Origin of the sequence: Thermosynechococcus sp. TG215, assembly GCF_031583455.1 — a bacterium.
Classification (GTDB): Bacteria; Cyanobacteriota; Cyanobacteriia; order Thermosynechococcales; family Thermosynechococcaceae; genus Thermosynechococcus.
In genome coordinates, this window is sequence record NZ_CP134178.1 from 1,039,048 (window position 1) to 1,055,846 (window position 16,799).

At 53.1% G+C, this 16,799-nt stretch carries 17 protein-coding genes; 9 read left to right on the forward strand and 8 right to left on the reverse strand.

Annotation, left to right across the window (positions count from 1 at the left end; genetic code table 11):
• Positions 1 to 514: 514 nt before the first annotated feature.
• Positions 515 to 868, forward strand: coding sequence for a hypothetical protein (locus tag RHJ02_RS04875; protein ID WP_206201314.1), 354 nt, complete (start codon positions 515 to 517; stop codon positions 866 to 868).
• On the opposite strand, the gene RHJ02_RS04880 is transcribed toward RHJ02_RS04875, so the two are convergent.
• From RHJ02_RS04880 to RHJ02_RS04900, 5 genes are all read right to left on the reverse strand, one after another.
• The gene (locus RHJ02_RS04880; protein ID WP_149817855.1) at positions 865 to 1,137 is read right to left on the reverse strand and encodes a DUF3143 domain-containing protein; all 273 of its coding nucleotides are present in this window, start codon (positions 1,135 to 1,137) and stop codon (positions 865 to 867) included. The two genes, RHJ02_RS04875 and RHJ02_RS04880, sit on opposite strands and share 4 nt — an antisense overlap.
• Positions 1,134 to 1,607: a J domain-containing protein gene (locus RHJ02_RS04885; protein ID WP_206201315.1), complete on the reverse strand. Its 474-nt coding sequence runs from the start codon at positions 1,605 to 1,607 to the stop codon at positions 1,134 to 1,136. Before RHJ02_RS04885 ends, RHJ02_RS04880 begins: the two co-directional genes overlap by 4 nt.
• Before the next feature lie 8 nt (positions 1,608 to 1,615).
• The gene (locus tag RHJ02_RS04890; protein WP_206201316.1) at positions 1,616 to 2,836 is read right to left on the reverse strand and encodes a type II secretion system F family protein; all 1,221 of its coding nucleotides are present in this window, start codon (positions 2,834 to 2,836) and stop codon (positions 1,616 to 1,618) included.
• A gap of 36 nt (positions 2,837 to 2,872) precedes the next feature.
• Positions 2,873 to 3,970 carry a type IV pilus twitching motility protein PilT gene (locus tag RHJ02_RS04895; protein WP_206201317.1) on the reverse strand — a complete coding sequence of 366 codons (1,098 nt, stop codon included), beginning with the start codon at positions 3,968 to 3,970 and terminating at the stop codon, positions 2,873 to 2,875.
• Between the two features lie 67 nt (positions 3,971 to 4,037).
• Complete coding sequence (locus tag RHJ02_RS04900; protein ID WP_206201318.1) at positions 4,038 to 6,062, reverse strand: GspE/PulE family protein; 2,025 nt, start codon at positions 6,060 to 6,062, stop codon at positions 4,038 to 4,040.
• Positions 6,063 to 6,323: 261 nt separating this feature from the next.
• Between RHJ02_RS04900 and RHJ02_RS04905 the strand changes: the two genes are divergently transcribed.
• Genes RHJ02_RS04905 through RHJ02_RS04915 form a run of 3 tightly spaced genes read left to right on the forward strand, consistent with a single transcriptional unit; the run spans position 6,324 to position 8,257 of the window.
• On the forward strand, positions 6,324 to 6,536 hold the full coding sequence (locus RHJ02_RS04905; protein WP_206201319.1) for a hypothetical protein: 213 nt from the start codon (positions 6,324 to 6,326) through the stop codon (positions 6,534 to 6,536).
• On the forward strand, positions 6,537 to 6,734 hold the full coding sequence (locus tag RHJ02_RS04910; RefSeq protein ID WP_206201320.1) for a lipopolysaccharide assembly protein LapA domain-containing protein: 198 nt from the start codon (positions 6,537 to 6,539) through the stop codon (positions 6,732 to 6,734).
• A 47-nt stretch (positions 6,735 to 6,781) separates the two neighbouring features.
• Complete coding sequence (locus RHJ02_RS04915; RefSeq protein WP_310822156.1) at positions 6,782 to 8,257, forward strand: right-handed parallel beta-helix repeat-containing protein; 1,476 nt, start codon at positions 6,782 to 6,784, stop codon at positions 8,255 to 8,257.
• Here RHJ02_RS04915 and RHJ02_RS04920 read toward each other — a convergent pair.
• The gene (locus tag RHJ02_RS04920; RefSeq protein ID WP_310800520.1) at positions 8,254 to 9,216 is read right to left on the reverse strand and encodes a hypothetical protein; all 963 of its coding nucleotides are present in this window, start codon (positions 9,214 to 9,216) and stop codon (positions 8,254 to 8,256) included. The two genes, RHJ02_RS04915 and RHJ02_RS04920, sit on opposite strands and share 4 nt — an antisense overlap.
• Positions 9,217 to 9,306: 90 nt before the next feature.
• On the opposite strand from RHJ02_RS04920, the gene RHJ02_RS04925 reads away from it, so the two are divergent.
• Positions 9,307 to 10,263 (forward strand): glycosyltransferase family 2 protein, encoded by a 957-nt coding sequence (locus RHJ02_RS04925; RefSeq protein ID WP_206201323.1) that lies wholly within the window; start codon positions 9,307 to 9,309, stop codon positions 10,261 to 10,263.
• Here the strand turns inward: RHJ02_RS04925 and leuD are convergent.
• Together leuD and RHJ02_RS04935 are read right to left on the reverse strand one after the other, a co-directional pair.
• Positions 10,256 to 10,846, reverse strand: coding sequence for a 3-isopropylmalate dehydratase small subunit (gene leuD, locus RHJ02_RS04930; RefSeq protein ID WP_206201324.1), 591 nt, complete (start codon positions 10,844 to 10,846; stop codon positions 10,256 to 10,258). The genes RHJ02_RS04925 and leuD overlap by 8 nt on opposite strands.
• A 9-nt stretch (positions 10,847 to 10,855) precedes the next feature.
• Positions 10,856 to 11,908 carry an adenosine deaminase gene (locus RHJ02_RS04935; protein WP_310800521.1) on the reverse strand — a complete coding sequence of 351 codons (1,053 nt, stop codon included), beginning with the start codon at positions 11,906 to 11,908 and terminating at the stop codon, positions 10,856 to 10,858.
• 211 nt (positions 11,909 to 12,119) lie between these two features.
• On the opposite strand from RHJ02_RS04935, the gene RHJ02_RS04940 reads away from it, so the two are divergent.
• The 4 genes from RHJ02_RS04940 to RHJ02_RS04955 are packed head-to-tail and all read left to right on the forward strand — an operon-like array spanning position 12,120 to position 16,796.
• Positions 12,120 to 13,874 carry an RDD family protein gene (locus RHJ02_RS04940; protein WP_225901659.1) on the forward strand — a complete coding sequence of 585 codons (1,755 nt, stop codon included), beginning with the start codon at positions 12,120 to 12,122 and terminating at the stop codon, positions 13,872 to 13,874.
• 12 nt (positions 13,875 to 13,886) lie between these two features.
• Positions 13,887 to 14,498, forward strand: coding sequence for a hypothetical protein (locus RHJ02_RS04945; protein WP_206201326.1), 612 nt, complete (start codon positions 13,887 to 13,889; stop codon positions 14,496 to 14,498).
• Between the two features lie 20 nt (positions 14,499 to 14,518).
• Positions 14,519 to 15,091, forward strand: coding sequence for a Uma2 family endonuclease (locus RHJ02_RS04950; RefSeq protein WP_149817833.1), 573 nt, complete (start codon positions 14,519 to 14,521; stop codon positions 15,089 to 15,091).
• Positions 15,092 to 15,137: 46 nt separating this feature from the next.
• The gene (locus tag RHJ02_RS04955) at positions 15,138 to 16,796 is read left to right on the forward strand and encodes a type I-MYXAN CRISPR-associated endonuclease Cas4/Cas1 (RefSeq protein WP_310800522.1); all 1,659 of its coding nucleotides are present in this window, start codon (positions 15,138 to 15,140) and stop codon (positions 16,794 to 16,796) included.
• Positions 16,797 to 16,799 lie beyond the last annotated feature (3 nt).

Consider the following 16,799-nt stretch of genomic DNA (forward strand, 5'->3'; position numbering starts at 1 on the left):
AGCTCATATTCTTGAGTAACATTCATGACGCTTTGAGTATAGCCTATCCCTCTTGAAAATATCTCACTCCCTTTCGAAATAGCTATATTAGTCGCGCCCGATTTTCGGTGCTAGCTCAATATATCCAGCAACAATCTGAGATTGAGTGACTGCTCCCTCCGGTCGCCCGCCGCCTCACCACTACCTAACTGCTTTGCGGTATAGACGGAGCACTGCGGCGAATTTTGGTAGATTTATATTTCTTAATACTTATAATTTCTTAACGTAAATTTACAATATTCCCAAGTGCCGATAACGTCATGGTTTCCGTGATCTAAATCACATCTAAAAGCGCTTTTACGTGGAATTACGCATGATCCCCAAGTTGCGAAGTTCATAGAATAATAACGTACAGTAAATCAATCCTTAACGAGCAGCTATATCCCCTGTTGATCCCCCACAAAATTTGCCCATGGGTGGAAGTGGACAGCGGGAAATTAATAGATGCTGACATAAGTAATTGGGGGAACACAACATGACAAAATTATTGCCCGTTACTGCCTACACAATTCGCCGTCTGTTGCGGCAATACCAAGGGCAGCTCAAATCCGTGGTGGTGGAAGGGGCTTGCTTAGTTGCTGATCCCGAAGCAGACTTGAATGCGGTGCTCGAGAGCCTTTATTTAGATGAGGAAGAAGTCTGCACCCAAGTGGCTGAAATTGAGAAGCTGATGATGACCCATCAACTCCTGTTGAAAGCAGGGGCAAAAGAGCAAGCAGCAGCCATCGAAGATCAAATCCTCTGGATTTTTGGCCTGAAGCGGATCAAGAATCAAGCCACCCAAGAAGCAGCCCCTGCAATGCCGATTATGATGGCCGTGGGCATTTAAGGCCCCGCAAAAATGGCTTCCTCCACCTCGGCACGGGGGCAGGAGTACTTAAAAGAGCGCTGAATCACACTGCCCTCAAGGCGATCGTGATAGACCACCTGTAGCTCCTCAATATCCAAGCAAATCCGAGCTGACCACTGGGGATACTCTAACTCCCAACAGTGGATATCCGTTTCGTCCCGCACACAGCCCTTTTGCTGTAGCCATGCTTCAATTTGCGGCAGGGCATGGTTGTAGAGGGGGGTTTGGGGATTAGGCAGAGTGTTCATCCAAGTTCTGAGATGCGACTGACAATTTGCAAGATCCATTCTTGCCCCTGTTGGGACAAACCGACAATTACCGCCAGAACCAGACAGCCGACAAACGTGACCCCCAAGATAAACAGAGCAAATAGCTCCCCCGGCGAGAGGGGGCGATCGTCGGGTGGCACGGCAGTAGAGCGAACAGACCCCTGAGAGCGAGAAGAGGCACCTATCCCCATCGTGCCTGACTGTTTTGACTGTGCCCGCAGGCGTAATTGCAAGTCATACCACTGCCGCTGCTCTGGATTGGTCAGCACTGCATAGGCCTCATTGAGGCGATGAAACTCCTCGCGAGCGATCGCCACCGGCAACGTCGTCGTATCAGGATGGTAGAGCTTACTCTTTTCTCGATAGGCACGGCGAATCTCCGCCAACGAGGCCGTGGGTGCCACCTCGAGAATGTCGTAGTGGGTTCGCGACGGGGACAGATGTGCCATGGCAAGGCTTACTTGACCAGATCGAAGATCTTGAACATGGGCAGGTACATCGCCACCAGAATTGACCCTACCATACCCCCTAGCACCGCAATCATCAAGGGTTCCATCACACTTGTTAGGGACTTCACCGCCTGTTCCACTTCATCTTCATAGAAGTCGGCCACCTTCATCAGCATCTTATCCAGTTCCCCTGTCTCTTCGCCCACGTTAATCATCTGGGTCGCCAGCACTGGAAAGACCCGTTCCTGTTGCAGGGCAAGGCTGAGCATTCCTCCCTTCTGCACTTCCTGTGCCGCTCGGTCAATGGCATTGGAGATCACTTGGTTCCCCGCTGTGGCACTGACAATTTCAAGGGAACGCAAAATCGGTACCCCTGAACGGGACAGCGAACCAAATGTGCGGCAGAACCGTGCCACCGCTGTTTTTTCCACCAAATCACCAAAGAGGGGTAGCTTCAACAGCAAGCCATCAATCATCAGCCGGCCAGCCGGAGTCTTGTAATAAAAGCGAATCCCCAATACCAAGCCCACCACACAGATAATCAACAATGCCATATACTGCGGCGTGCGCAGGAATTCACTAAGCGCCACCATCATGGCGGTAAAGGGCGGCAATTCCCCCCCCAACTGTTTGAAAATACCCTCAAACACAGGGATCAGGAAAATCACCATCCCCAAGAAGATGCCCACCGCCAGCAGGCCCACCACCACGGGATAGGTCAGGGCGGACTTGATTTGGTTATTGAGGCGGGCTTGATCCTCCAGTAACTTCGAGAGACGGTTGAGCACCTCATCGAGCACCCCCCCCGTTTCCCCCGCTTGGATCATAGCCACAAACAGGTTATCAAAGGCCTCAGGATGGGGACGCATGGCATCAGCAAGGCTGCTCCCCTGTTGAATGTCATTGTTGACGGCCATGAGGATTTTTTTTAATTTCGGGTTGGTGCATTGATCTGCCAAAACACCAATCCCACGCACCAAGGCCACACCTGCATTCACCAGTGCCGCAAACTGCCGCGCAAAGATCGCTCGATCTTTCACCGTAATTTTGGAGAGGAAAGTGAGGTCGAGGTCTGACTTGAGGGTGAGTTTTTTGGCCTCCTTGACCTCTAGAACCTGTACCCCTTGCAATTGCAAAGCCATGCGTGCTTCCCTTGGTGTCGAAGCTCGCTCGCGGACGGTCTTGTATTTGCCTTGGGCATCCCGGATCCGCACTTCATAGGTTGCCATGACTCAATACCCCTTCTTTTTATCAATAATTGCTAACTAGCGTGCTGCTGCCGCAGGTGTACCCGTACCAATCAGACGTTGCAACTCGTCCTGACGCGAGGACTTGGCCATTGCTGCTTCATAGGTGATGATGCCCGCACGATAATAATCGGCCAAGACTTTTTCAAGGGTCTGCATCCCCAGCTTGCCGCCCGTTTGAATTGCCGAATAAATCTGCGAGGTTTTGCCTTCGCGAATCAGGTTGGAGATAGCAGGGGTCACCACCATGATCTCTTGTGCCATAATCCGCCCAAATTCACCGGGCTTGGGATTTTTCTTAGGAACCAGCGTTTGGCTAAAGACCGCCACTAACGAGTTGGACAACTGGACGCGAATTTGCTGCTGCTGCTCTGGCGGGAACACATCCACCATACGGTCAACGGTTTGGGCAGCTGAACTGGTGTGCAAGGTACCAAAGACCAAGTGACCGGTTTCTGCCGCTGAGATGGCAAGCTGAATTGTTTCCAAGTCCCGCATCTCACCCACAAGGATAATATCGGGGTCTTCCCGCAGCGCTGCCCGCAGAGCATTGGCAAAGCTCTTGGTATCTTCCCCCACCTGCCGTTGGTGGATCAGGCTCTTGATGGGTTCATAGACAAACTCAATGGGGTCTTCAATCGTCAGGATATGCTCAGCGCGGGTTTTGTTGATCAAGTCAATCATCGCCGCCAAGGTTGTGGTTTTCCCTGATCCTGTCGGCCCAGTCACCAGAATCAAGCCCCGTGGCCGCTCACTCATTTCGCGGACAACATTGGGCAATCCCAACTGCTCAAACGTGGGAATTTTGGAACTGAGTGCTCGCAAGCAAGCAGCATAGGTTCCCCGGTCTTTATACACATTGACGCGGAACCGGGCGAGGCCACGTACACCATAGGAGCAGTCCAACTCCCAGTTTTGCTCTAGGTGCTTGCGTTGGGTATTGTTGAGCATGCTGAAAATCAGGCGCTGGCATTGCTCTGGGGTGAGGGGTTCGTAGTCGGTCGGGGTTAATTTGCCGCTAATGCGAATGTAGGGGGGTAAGCCAGCGGAGATATGCAAATCGGAGCCACCATTGGCCACCACTTGCTCCATTAGGTCTTCAATCATTAGCTCCATAGGGTGTTCCTCGTCTAAGCAGTTTGGTCAACAACACGAAAGTTCATCACTGACATTAATAATCTTGTTAATCCACAAAGCGGGGTGTCATGCAATAGGGGCATTCTAACCATTCGGGCTGCGCCTCGGCACCGCAGGTACGGCAGGTTAAAGAACTCTTACGTTTGGCCTTGAGTTCTGCCTCTAGTCCAGTGTCCGTAAAGGTGACGCGCTCCACTTCTTCGAGGGTGGTGAGTCCTTCCTTGACTAACCCCAAGCTATAGGCAAGCAGGGTTTTCATGCCCTCTTCGACGGCCGCCTCCTTGATTTGCTCGGTGGGGGCACCTTCGGTAATCAGCCGTTGCAGTCGCTCGGTGATCCGCATAATTTCGTAGACGCCGACCCGTCCTTTGTAGCCCAAACCACCACATTTACTGCAAATGGGTTGGCCAGTTGCCTTAGCCGCTTGAATTTGCTCGGGTGTCAGTTTATTGGCTTTGTAGAGGGTGAGGTTGACATCCTTGGAGGCAGACAAGCCAAAGCGCGCCAGTTCCTCACGGGTGGGTGTATAGGGAATCCGACACTCACTGCATACCCGCCGCATCAGCCGTTGGGCAACAACCCCAATGAGGGAGGCGGAAACCATAAAGGGTTCAATGCCCATTTCCGAGAGGCGGGCAATTGCACTGGGGGCATCGTTAGTGTGCAGGGTTGTCAAGACCAAGTGCCCCGTCAAAGCCGCTTCAATGGCGGTTTTTGCGGTTTCTTTGTCACGGGTTTCGCCCACCAGAATTACATCGGGGTCTTGGCGGAGAAAGGCTCGCAAAATTGAGGCAAAGTCCATGCCTTTTTCGCGAATAACCTGTACCTGCGTTAGGCCGGGGAGCGTGTATTCAATCGGGTCTTCCGCTGTACTGATGTTGACACCGGGACTATTACATTCAGCCAGCGCAGAGTAAAGCGTGGTGGTTTTCCCTGAACCAGTGGGACCTGTAACGAGGATGAGGCCAAAGGGGCGCTTGGTCATCTCCCGCACAATAGCAAGGCTCTCAGGGTCAGTAATCAGCTTGTCGAGACCGAGTTGGGTGGCGGAGTTATCGAGAATCCGCAGTACGACTTTTTCGCCCCAGCGGCTGGGGAGGGTATTCACTCGGAAGTCCACCCGTCGCCCTTGGAACATTTTGCGGATACGACCATCTTGGGGGGCACGCCGCTCAGCAATATCAAGGTCAGCCAAGATTTTGAAGCGGGAAACGACGGCTGGCACGATTTTCTTCGGCAGTGGATCAAAGGCTTGGTGAAGCACCCCATCTTTGCGGAAACGAATCCGCAGGTATTCCTCTTGAGGTTCGATGTGAATGTCGGAAACGCCTTCGGTGAGGGCTTTGGCCAAAATTTTGTTGACAAGGGCAATAATCGGAGCATCTTCTGCACCTTTCAGCGCCTCAGCAAGGTCAACCTCCTGCTCCCCTTCCAGCTCTTCGAGGCCGCCCATGGCTTCGATGTCTTCTTCGATGTTGATGTCACCGATCGCAGCCGGGGCGCTTTTGCTAGCGGTGGTTTCAGCTACCTGTTTATTGAGAATCGGGTCAATGAGGCGTTGGTAATCCTCTAGGGTGATCACCATTCGCTTGAGGGTGAGGTTGTGGGCGCGGAGTAAGCGGGTGAGGTTGTCAATGGCTTGGAGGTTATCTGGATCCACCATCGCCACGAGCAGATAGGGGGGATCAGCGTCGAGGTGCTTGGCAATGGGGATGACTTGGTAGGTGCGGCAGGTGTCAATCGGTACAATCGTGTTGATCAGTTCCTCGATTTGCTCGGTGGGGAAACGATTGAGTTCGGGATCGAGGCAATCAACCCCGTAGATCACTTTGAGTTCAAAAAGCTGTTGCTTGTGGTACTGGCGTAACACATCGGGGGGCATGGTGGTGCCCGTAATCTCCTGCAACACGGTTACGAGGGACTTGCCCGTTTTGCGGGCGGTGTTCATGGCTTCCCGCACCTGATCGATACTGGCGTAACCGGAGGCAACAATGGCTCGTTCTGTGGGGCTAGCGGCTCTGCCGCGCACGGTAAGTGCTTTCCGAGAAGAAGATGACGATGTGTTGACCATAGGGCGCGTTAGGGTCTGGATGGCTTGCCTACTATAGTAGCAACAACCTTCCCAGAGATTTCATGGGTATTTTCACGGTTTATGTTTATTGACATTTTTGTTGACAATTCTTGCTATAGACGCTTTGTAACCGCGATCGCCCTCTTTTGCATAGGCTGAAAATTATTTACAATCCTGCGGCACATTAGAAACTATTAGTTATCTGTTCTCCCTGTTAGCGCGTCCTCTTGATTCCGCCATCATCCTGTGGAGGTTTGCCCTATGCGTGTCAAAGACTTGATTTTGCCTGTGCTGGTGGTTGGTTTGGTCTTTGTTGGTTTTGGCGATCGCTTTTTGCCGGCACCTTTGAGTACGGCCAGTGCCAGTACCCGCGAGCAACTGAATGACTTTCTTAAGGGCATGTTTACGGGGTTTTCTGTCTATAACCGCTACCATAAGACGGAGGAGATGATTCGCCAAGCGGAAGGGAAGTAAATGCGCCGCTTTTTGCTCTTTTTACTCTGGATGATCAGCAGCGGGGCGATCGCCCTCTTTTCGGTACAGAATGCAAAAGCGGTGTCGCTGCGATTTTTGTTTTGGCAATCCATTGAGATGCCCCTTGGCTTGCTCTTGATCTTTGTGGCTGCGATCGCCCTCTGGGTGCCCTATTTAGCCCGTCCACTGCGGCGATGAAGTGGCCACACGCGCTGCTCATTCTACTTGTGATTGTTTTGTGCTTGATGGGGCAACCAAGAATTGCGGCCATTCCAGCCTCACCCCTCACCCTAGAAGTCAATCCAGCCGATCCCCAAGCCAGTGATGCCGTAACCCCTTTCCGTACGATTGCTGCTGCTTTGGCGTGGGCACAGGCGCACGATCGCCCCACCGACATTTACATTCATGGCGGCATTTATCGGGAGGCATTGGGAACGATTCATCATCGGCAGATGCCCCTGCGACTGGTGGCTCAGGCGGGCGAACGCGTGATTGTGCGGGGCAGTCAACAATGGTCAGATTGGCAAGAAGTCTCCAGCACCCCTAGGTTCACCATTTACCGTCACCCTTGGACACTGGCTTGGGGCTTTTCGGGTAACCCGTGGACAAACTATGGCATTGAGTTACCCCTCGTAGCGCAGCGGGGCGAACTGGTGTGGTGGCGGGATACTCCCCTGCGGCAGCGACTTTCATTTAGGGAATTGCAGGGGGATGATTTCTACGTGGATGATACGGAGCAACAACTGTATGTGGCTCTGTCTGTGGGCATCTCACCCAGTGAATTGGAAGTAGCCGTTCACCGTGAGGCCTTACGCATCTTAGACAGTGGTTTTATCAGTTTGGTGGGCCTACGCTTTGAGCACTATGGCGGCACATTTAGCCAAGCGGTGCGCATTGAACGCAGCCATGACATTGAGGTTAAAGACTGTACTTTTTGGGGCAATAATTGGGGCGGCCTCGAAAGTCATCAGAGCGATCGCCTGCGGGTGGAACGAACACAGTTTCTGCAAAATGGCTGGCGGGGCATGGCGGGGGTTCATTTGCGGGACTTCACAGTGCAGCAGGTGCTCGTTCAAGGGAATAATTGGCGGGGGGCATGGGCAGGCTTTTACGATTGGGATGCGGGGGATAAGTACTTTCATTTGCGCCGCGCCGTCTTCGATCGCTACCGCGCGATTGAGAATCAAGCGGCCGGTCTGTGGCTTGATACTGATAATCAAAACGTTGAGATTCGGCGATCGCAATTTCTCGGCAATGCCGTTGTCGGTCTTTTCCTCGAGGCGAGCACAGGTCCAGTGACCATTGAAGATTCCTTAATTGCCTATAACTACAGCATTGCCCCGAACTATCTACAAACCCCCGGCATTTTTGGCTGGGCGGTTGCCCATGTTACCCTGCGCCACAACTGGATTTGGGAAAACCAAGGGGCACAAATTGGCGTCCGCGATCCTTCGCCTCGAACCATCACCCTACCCGAAACGGGTGAGGAAGTCACGATGACCTCTCAAGATTGGTACCTAGAGGGGAATTGGATTGGTAGCCGCCAAGAGCAACTCCTGACCACCCTCAAGGGGGAACCCTTCTTGCAAACGCTGAAATTGCAGGATAACCACTGGTGGAGTGAAGCGGCCTATCCCTTTCGCCTAGAGGGGGAAAATCTCACTTGGTCGCAGTGGCAGGAGCAATACGGCAATGCCAGCGATCGCTGGCTCATCCCCTAGAGGCGATCGCGTAACTGATTGACCATCGCTTGAGCCGAGGCCTCATCGACAAACATCCCCAGTTGAATCTTGGTTTGGTCGCCGTTGCCCACCAAAAAGGCATCAGGCACCACAGCTTGGACTTTTTCTAAGTCCGCAGGTTCCTTGTAGGGAGCCAGCACATAGTAGCGACCATTGGGCATTTTTTCCACAAAAAGCTGCGTCGTATGTTCAGGTTCAGCCGGGGTTGGGCTGGCCGTAGGGGTGGGTGAGGCACTGGTTGATGGACTCGCCGCAGGTTCCAATTGGGCAAGGGTGCTGCGATTGACATCGGGAAATTCCCGCGCAGTCATATCAGGGCCGACGGGGGGCGTGGGTGATGCTGCTGTTGGCGTTGCAGGTGATTCAGTGGCAACGGGGGCAGGTCGGCGGTTGAACCACCAGAGGGCTGCGCCACTAAAGCCGGCCAGAATGCCAACCACAATTAACCAGCGTTGCACCAGATGTTGACTATTGCTTTCACGCCGTTGGAACCAAGGCCGCTGTTGGTTTTTTCGGGCCTGCTTGAGCAGCTCGCGGGTAGAGGCAAAGGGGCGCTTTGTTCGGGTTGGCGTTTGCGGGGCAGGGGGATCGCTGGCATAGGAGGGGGGCAAGAGTTCTGCTAAATCTGTGGGATCAAACTCGAAAAAGGGATCGGGAGCCACCTCATTGGTGCGTTCATCGGTGGCTGCTGCTGTCTCAGGGGTGGGGGTCAAAGAATTGACAACGGGAGGAACGGTTTGGGAAGCTGTTTCTGCGGCAGCAGGGGTGACACTCGGTTCTGGGGAAGTTGCAGACTCGGGAACCGGCGGCGCTGCAAAGGGGGAATGGGCTTGTACCATGCGATGGCAGCGATATTGAGTGAGTTCTGCCTCTAAACTAAGGTTGAGGGAAGCCAAAGCCGCTTGCAAACGTTGGCGATCGACGGTGGCAGAGGTCATAGCAATCGCTCCGAAAACAGTGCCCTACAGTCCCTTCACTTAACGCACCACCCCGATGGATTATGCAGCACCCTGTGCAGGTTCCCAACAATGGCACAAGCACCCCTATTGAGCATTTGCATTCCGGCCTATAACCGTCCCCAAGGATTGGCACAAGCGGTTCGCTCAGTTGTCGCAGCCTTGCCCCCTGAGAGCCACGATCCGGTGGAAGTCATTATTATCGATGATTCTGCCACCCCCACAGCAGTGGAGGATTTGCTGGCTGGATGGTCAGGCCGCTGGCACTACCAGCACAATGCCCAGCGCTTAGGAATGGTGGCCAATTGGAATGCCAGTTTAGCGCAGGCCGCTGGGGAGTTTATCCTGCTGTTGCACGATGATGATTACCTATTGCCCCAAGGGATCACGAGGATTCTGGAAACCCTCATCCAATATGGTAGCCAGTTTGAAGTCTTTCTCTTTGGCGTGCATTTGGTGGATTCGCATCAACGCTGTTTGCGACGGCAGATACCCCGGCAGCAAACATGGCTCTCCCCAGCTCAAGCCCTTAGGCAATTGCTGCGTCATTCCTCGTTTGTGCGATTTCCCGCCTTGATCTGGCGGCGATCGCTCCTCGAGGAGGTGGGCTATTTTGATCCCGCCTACGGCGAAGCCACAGACCTCTACCAATGGCTACGCTTCTTTGCCCAGAAGGGGGTTTACACGGTTCCCCGCGCCACTGCTGCCTACACGATCCACGATCAAGCCCTGACAATGGGGATGTTTCAAGCCCAGACCTTGGCTACCCTAGGGAATATTTTTGCCGCCGCTGCGAATTTATCGATTCTCTCACCAGCGGAACTGCGGCAGTGCCAGTGTGACTTTTTTCACCAGTTTATCTTGGCGGGAACGTGGCGATTTTTGCGGCGACGGCAGTGGCAACGGGCAGAGGCAGTGTACCAGCTGTTTGATCTACCAGAGGTGATTGCATTGGGGCGATCGCGCCGCTGGCAAGGCTGGCGTTGGCTCTTTGGGGCTTGGCTTTGGCTACTGCGACGGGTTAACTAACTGCCCACCGCACATAGGGCAGCCGCGCTGCAACGTCGTGAATTTTGTCCTGATTGGCCAACAGTTGACCACAGGCATCCCATTGACCCGAAAGGAGCATTTGCCGCGTACTTTCCGCCATGGTTAAGGGAATCACTTGATCGCCTGCTGTCAAGGTCAGCGCCTGTAAGTCTAGGGTCAGTTCCGTAGTGGGCTGATCTTCTAAGAGAGTTTGCAGTGCTTGTACCTGTTCTGGAGCTGCCGTCAGACAGGGAACCCCCATTGCCAAGCAGTTCCCGGCAAAGATCTCGGCAAAGCTTTCGCCGACAATTGCTTGAATTCCCCAACGGGCGATCGCTTGGGGGGCGTGTTCGCGACTAGAGCCACAGCCAAAATTGGCATTCACCACCAGAATCCGTGCCCCTTGGTACTGAGGCAGGTCAAAAGGGTGTTGCCCCGACTGGCGATCGTCAGCAAAAACGTGTTCCCCAAGGCCATCAAAAGTGACACAGCGGAGAAACCGTGCGGGAATAATGCGATCCGTATCGATATCGTTGCCCCGCAGAGGAAGGCCACGACCGGTAATGCGTTCAATCTTGCTCATAGGTCTATCTTACTGGATTGCGCAGCCTGCCAGTGCATTTTGGGGGGAATTGCCCTGAAGCAGGTTACTCAACAGTAGGGTCGGCGGTTGCGCATGGGGCCAAGCAAAGGCATGGCGAAAAGCAGCTTCCTGACAGGCTTGTAACTCCTTGAAGTTGAGGATGTCGTGGGTGAGCAAGTTTTCGTACTCAAAGGGCAGCCGCACGTTGTGCAGACCCGCGTTGTCAGTACAGATGGCCACGTCCACCCCCGCTTCAAAACAGCGTTCAAAGACGAGGCGTAATTGCGCGTAGCTCTCAAGGGTACCCGTTTGAAAATAGGTGGTGGGGCACACTTCGAGGCATTGACCGGCTGCTGCCACTTCCTTGAGCAGCTCTGGATAGCGCAGGGGAATTTGAATGCCATGACCAATGCGTTGCAGGTAGGGTAGCAATTCGGGATAGCAGCCATTCACCGTTTCGTAGAGGTGGCCAGTGGTTTTAAGACCGCGATCGCGGGCATAGGCATAGAGTTCAATAAATTCCGCCATGCGATCGCCATAGACGCTATCGCCCCCGGCCAAGTCAATGCCACAGACAAACTGCGGAAAACTCGCCGCCAGATCAACAATGGCACGGTTCACCGCATAGGGTAGCCGCGTGTGCATACAGAGAATTTGGCTCGTGACAATCGGGTATTCTGGTACTTGGCAAGCCAGACCCACCGTTTTAACAATGTCGGCCATCTGCTCAATGCGATCGCTCTGGGATCGCTGCGGATCCGTGCGCAGATAGGGGGTATAGCGCAGCTCTAGATAGGCCAAGTTTTCAAAAATATAGGCGCCGCGAATCAAGCGAAAGATGAAATAGGGCAAAGTTTGCGGCGTTTGCACACTCTCCACTAGGGTGTGGAGTTCGAGGTATTCTTCAAGGGATTGGCGGGGGCGAGTATAAAAGGTTTCAAATTCCTCATAGTCAGGAAAGCGATCTGCAAGGGCGAGATCGTTCCGCTGAAAATACCGCCAAAGAATACGCGGTACAACTGAGCCACCCAAATGCCGATGTAGTTCTGCGTACAGTGCCATACGTGCTCCTTGAACTGGCCAAAACGCAATCAATACCTAAGCTGGCCAGAGGGGTCAATGCCCGCACCTCAGCCATCGAAAACAGAACGAAAACAGTGATGAACGAAGGATTAAATTGTTCTAATGTTAACAAATTTTACAAAGGTGGCGCAGGAACCAATGGGCGCAAACGCTAGGATCATTTCGATCTCCAATTGGTTGGGTATCGCGAATGTGGCCTTTTTGGCGGCGAGGACGGCTTCCCCATTCTCTCTCTAGCGGCAATGTAGTCACGATTGCTTTGCAGCTGTACCGTCATCAGGGCAATCGCTACTTTCTTTTGAGCCTTTTTGCCCATGCGTGGTTTTTTCTGCTCACCATTGCCGCCGTGCTGATCGTGGCCGTAGCACTGATTGTTGGGGGGATTCTTGCTGGGGCGATGGATAATGTTGCCCCCTTTCTCTGGCTCACAGGCATTAGTGTCCTCGTGGCTTTGCCCTTTTATCTCTTTGGTTGGACACGGCTAATGGCCAGTGGTGCGCTGCTTTCTCGCCGTATTTACGCTGTCCTGACGGCCCTTGAGGAATCAGAATCGGCAGCCCGCAGCTTTATTTTTCCCAAGATGCTGAATTATTTGCTGGCCACTCTGATGGTCGGTGTCATTTTGCTCTTGGTGTATGGGGTCTTGGGGGCGATCGGCTACTTAATTTATTTGGTGGCATCCCCCTTAGTGCAATTCCTCGAGCAGAATATCCAAACGGAACCCGCAAGAAGTCTCTTCTTTTTAACTTTTCTGCTCAGTATCCTGTTGCTAGTGCTCCTTGCGCTGTTGGTGATTAGCTACTTTATGGCGCGGCTCTCCCTTGTTGATGTGGTCTTAGCCCTTGAACCCGACTGTACGCCCCTCAAATCCGTTCGGCGCAGTTGGCAACTGACGCAGGGACAGGCATGGCATACCCTAACGGTATTTTTTGTTGCTTCCCTTGCAACGATTCCCGCCAATCTCCTTGGCAGTATTATCAACAGCGTGGTGATTCTTCCCGTTGCTGGCCTCTTTGTAGGGGTTTTGCTCCTGCCCCTCTGGCAAGGGATCAAGGCAGTTCTGTATTGGGATCTGCGAGTCCGCAATGAAGGAGCAGCGTTTCAAGTCCGCCCTGAAGCAGTGAATCCCCTGCGCTGGTTGCGGCGGGTCACACTACGCACACCGGAAAGCATCGAGTTGGACTTTGCCCTAGCAGGAATTGGCAGCCGCGTTTTGGCTTGGCTGATTGATCAGGTGATTCTCTACACGGCACTTGTGCTTTTTTCGCTGGCGGCAGGGTACATCTACTTCTATGCCCTTTACCCGTGGCTGATTGAGGTGCTACCCGCTAGTGGCCAAAGTATTGAGGCTTGGAGTTTGGGCATTTACCTATTGGTGATGTTTGCCTTCTACAACGGCTATTACATCTTCTTTGAAACCTACTGGCAGGGACAAACCCCCGGCAAGCGCTATGCAGAAATTCGCGTTGTTCAAGATAATGGCCGCCCCATTGGTCTGCGGGAAGCGACCTTGCGCAGTCTGCTGCAACCCATTGATTTTGCTTTTTTTGGTATAGGGGCATTCCTAGTGGCGTTATCTCGATCAGAAAAACGTTTGGGAGATAGGGTGGCGGGTACCCTTGTGATTCAAGATGAACAGGCGACACGGTTGGCACCTAAAGCTACAACCGGTCAGCAACCACAGGCGGCTTGGGTGCAGGAGTTGCGATCGCTCGCCCATTGGGAACAGATGACTCCCGAACACTATCTCCTAGTACGCAATTACCTCAACAATCGCGATCGCCTGAGTCCTGTCGGTCGTTATCAAGCGGCTCAAGAGCTGCGCCAGCAATTAGAACCCCTGTTGCTGCCCACCTATCCCGCCAACTGGCCTGCCCTCAGTGCCGAGGACTTCCTAGAAGGTCTATACATAGCCTATCGTCAACAATACCAGTCATCCCCCTAGTGTGAGGCCGTTATGCGTTTACTGCTGACCCTTGGTTGTAGTCTGACCCTTTTGGGCGCTTTTCCCCTGCTCATAGGTCGGGCGAGTGAAGTGACGATTCAGGCTGCTGCCCCTATCCCCCAACGCTATCAACTCCTAGGCTTATCCTTTGAAACACCCCTACAATTTTCGCCACCCACTTCTTTTGGTGAAAATGGCGTTGCTGTGGTCTATCCCGCCAATGCCGTACCGGGGGAGCACGAGTTAATGGTGAGCCTGATTAGCCTACCCAAAACAAGCGAGGTACTGGGGGGACTTTCCGATCAGGAGTTGCGCAGTTGGCTACGGTTTACCCAAGTGGGGGGTCCTCTCTCAGCAGCCCCCGCACGCATTGAGCGGCGAATTTTGGGACGGCGAGTCCGTGGTGAACTGTTTTATTATCCAACCCCCCGACCGATTCACCAAGAGTTATATTTGATGCATCTCCAAGGGGGGCAGCGGCTGGCTATTCTCTTTGAAGCCGAAGATCGGGTGCCCTTACTCGTGGTGGAGCAGGTCTTTAACCACGTGGCAGCATCATTCCAAGAATTACCCCCGCGATCGCGAGAATGGAAACGTAGTTTTGAATGGTGGAAAAACCGTTAGATCTTTGAGGAGCAATAGCTATGCACCATGCTCCCCCCGTGTATCTACCCAAAACCCTTCAGTTCACTGAAGAGCAATTCGCAGAGATTATCAAAGCCAATCCTAATCTACGGTTTGAATTAACTGCTGCGGGAGAATTGGTTGTTATGCCCCCTACAGGCGGCGAAACGGGTCGCTACAATGCCGCCCTCACGGCTGACATTAGTCTTTGGAATCGCCAAACTCAACTAGGTGAGGTCTTTGACTCCTCAACGGGATTTCGCCTGCCCAATGGCGCCATTCGCTCACCCGATGTTGCATGGATTACCAAGGAACATTGGCAGCGCCTAACCCCAGAGGAACGTCAAGGCTTTGTGCCTCTTTGCCCCGATTTTGTGATTGAACTCGCATCTGCTAGTGATGACTTGTCCCATTTAAGGGCAAAAATGCAGGAATACATGGACAATGGTTGCCGCCTTGGCTGGTTGATTGTCCCCCAGCAACAAATGGCAGAAATTTATCGCCCCCAGCAAACACCAGAGAGCGTGTCTCTGCCAACAACGCTTTCAGGAGAGGAAATTCTTCCTGACTTTTGCCTTGCATTTTCTCCCTAAGGCCAATGGATAAACCAGTGGAATCTTCTCACTGGAGATATCAATCATGGAACAGACCGTTGCCTGCGCTGAAACGGAAACACTGCGCGTTAGCTCTCTGCGTGCTTTTGCCTACTGTCGGCGGCTATTTTATCTCGAAGAAGTTGAGGAGCTTTATACCCAAAATGAATCCGTCTTTGCGGGGCGGCGGCTCCACGCTGAGCTACAAAAACTAGAACGGGAAGACTGGCAGGAATTTAATCTGGAAAGTGTAGCCCTTGGCTTACGAGGGCGGGTTGATGCACTGCGTACCTTGGAGGGGCATTTGATTCCCTACGAGCACAAAATTGGCCGTTCTTATCGCGATCGCCAGCAGCAGCCCCAAGCTTGGCACAGCGACAGGGTACAAATTCTGGCCTATGCCTGTTTACTAGAAACCGTTCTCGGCGTCACTGTCCCCGAAGGCCGCATTCACTATCACCGCGATAACATCACTGTACGGGTTCCTGTAGATGAGGCAGGCCGCCAACTGGTGCGGGACACAATCGAGCAAGCGCGTCAACTGCGTGCTTCCCTAGAACGTCCCCCTGTCTGTAGCAATGAAAAACTCTGTCTCAACTGCTCCTTGGCACCTGTTTGCCTGCCTGAAGAAGCCCGCCTCGCCCGAGATCCTGAGCATTTACCCCTGCGGTTATTTCCGCGAGATGACGAGCGTGAGATTATCCATGTCACGGCTGGCAAATCGGTAATCAGGCGAGCTGGCGAGCAGCTACGGATTGCCATTGACGATGAACCTGAGCAAAAGCTGCCCATTCAGCAGGTGGGTCAAGTTGTTATCCACAAATTTGCCCAAATTACCACCCCAGCCATTCATCTCTGTGCCTATGAGGATGTCGGTGTTCACTTCATCAGCAGTGGTGGGCGCTATATCGGCAGCATTGACAACCGCAAGGGCAGTATTCAACGGCGTATTCGTCAATATCAAGCCCTGACGAACCCAGACCAATGTTTACGTCTTGCCCAGTTACTGGTGAATTGTCGCGGACAAAGTCAGCGTCGCCTGTTACTCCGAGGACAGCGGAATCGCCAAGATGCTCTGCCTGCATTGCAAGAGACCACTACGCAAATGGATCGGCTCATTAGCAGCATCTCCCACGCCAATTCCCGAGAGGCTCTACGCGGCATTGAAGGCAATCTCGCTGCCCTGTATTTTTCGGGATTGCCCTATCTTCTAGGGGATCACGTTCCGAAGGAGCTGCGCTTCAACGGTCGCAATCGCCGCCCCCCGAAAGATCGTTTTAATGCGCTGCTCAGTTTTGGCTATGGCATGCTGCTCAAAGACGTAATGAATGCCATTCTTACGGTTGGTCTTGAACCCGCCTTTGGCTTCTATCATCAGCCGCGTACCCAAGCACCACCCCTTGCGTTGGACTTGATGGAAATTTTCCGCGTCCCCCTTGTGGATATGGTCGTTATTGGTTCGATTAACCGTATGCAGTGGAACCTTGACCAATGCTTTGAGGTACGCCGAGATCACGTATGGCTGAGTGACTATGGGCGCCGCAAGTTCATTGAACTCTATGAAGCCCGCAAAGGTGAAACGTGGAAGCACCCAGTAACCAACTACTCGCTCACTTATCGGCGACTCTTGGAGCTGGAAGTGCGTTTGCTTGAAAAGGAATGGTGTGGGGAAGCAGGTCTATTTGGCAAACTCATTTTGCGTTGACCT

Excerpts from the sequence above, each read along its gene's own strand:
- RHJ02_RS04895 (WP_206201317.1), bottom strand. The coding sequence starts at position 3,970 with ATGGAGCTAATGATTGAAGACCTAATGGAGCAAGTGGTGGCCAATGGT.
- RHJ02_RS04880 (WP_149817855.1), bottom strand. The coding sequence starts at position 1,137 with ATGAACACTCTGCCTAATCCCCAAACCCCCCTCTACAACCATGCCCTG.
- RHJ02_RS04900 (WP_206201318.1), bottom strand. The coding sequence starts at position 6,062 with ATGGTCAACACATCGTCATCTTCTTCTCGGAAAGCACTTACCGTGCGC.
- RHJ02_RS04910 (WP_206201320.1), top strand. The coding sequence starts at position 6,537 with ATGCGCCGCTTTTTGCTCTTTTTACTCTGGATGATCAGCAGCGGGGCG.
- RHJ02_RS04890 (WP_206201316.1), bottom strand. The coding sequence starts at position 2,836 with ATGGCAACCTATGAAGTGCGGATCCGGGATGCCCAAGGCAAATACAAG.
- RHJ02_RS04950 (WP_149817833.1), top strand. The coding sequence starts at position 14,519 with ATGCACCATGCTCCCCCCGTGTATCTACCCAAAACCCTTCAGTTCACT.
- RHJ02_RS04935 (WP_310800521.1), bottom strand. The coding sequence starts at position 11,908 with ATGGCACTGTACGCAGAACTACATCGGCATTTGGGTGGCTCAGTTGTA.
- RHJ02_RS04915 (WP_310822156.1), top strand. The coding sequence starts at position 6,782 with ATGGGGCAACCAAGAATTGCGGCCATTCCAGCCTCACCCCTCACCCTA.
- RHJ02_RS04925 (WP_206201323.1), top strand. The coding sequence starts at position 9,307 with ATGGCACAAGCACCCCTATTGAGCATTTGCATTCCGGCCTATAACCGT.
- RHJ02_RS04905 (WP_206201319.1), top strand. The coding sequence starts at position 6,324 with ATGCGTGTCAAAGACTTGATTTTGCCTGTGCTGGTGGTTGGTTTGGTC.
- leuD (WP_206201324.1), bottom strand. The coding sequence starts at position 10,846 with ATGAGCAAGATTGAACGCATTACCGGTCGTGGCCTTCCTCTGCGGGGC.
- RHJ02_RS04885 (WP_206201315.1), bottom strand. The coding sequence starts at position 1,607 with ATGGCACATCTGTCCCCGTCGCGAACCCACTACGACATTCTCGAGGTG.
- RHJ02_RS04920 (WP_310800520.1), bottom strand. The coding sequence starts at position 9,216 with ATGACCTCTGCCACCGTCGATCGCCAACGTTTGCAAGCGGCTTTGGCT.
- RHJ02_RS04955 (WP_310800522.1), top strand. The coding sequence starts at position 15,138 with ATGGAACAGACCGTTGCCTGCGCTGAAACGGAAACACTGCGCGTTAGC.
- RHJ02_RS04940 (WP_225901659.1), top strand. The coding sequence starts at position 12,120 with ATGTGGCCTTTTTGGCGGCGAGGACGGCTTCCCCATTCTCTCTCTAGC.
- RHJ02_RS04875 (WP_206201314.1), top strand. The coding sequence starts at position 515 with ATGACAAAATTATTGCCCGTTACTGCCTACACAATTCGCCGTCTGTTG.
- RHJ02_RS04945 (WP_206201326.1), top strand. The coding sequence starts at position 13,887 with ATGCGTTTACTGCTGACCCTTGGTTGTAGTCTGACCCTTTTGGGCGCT.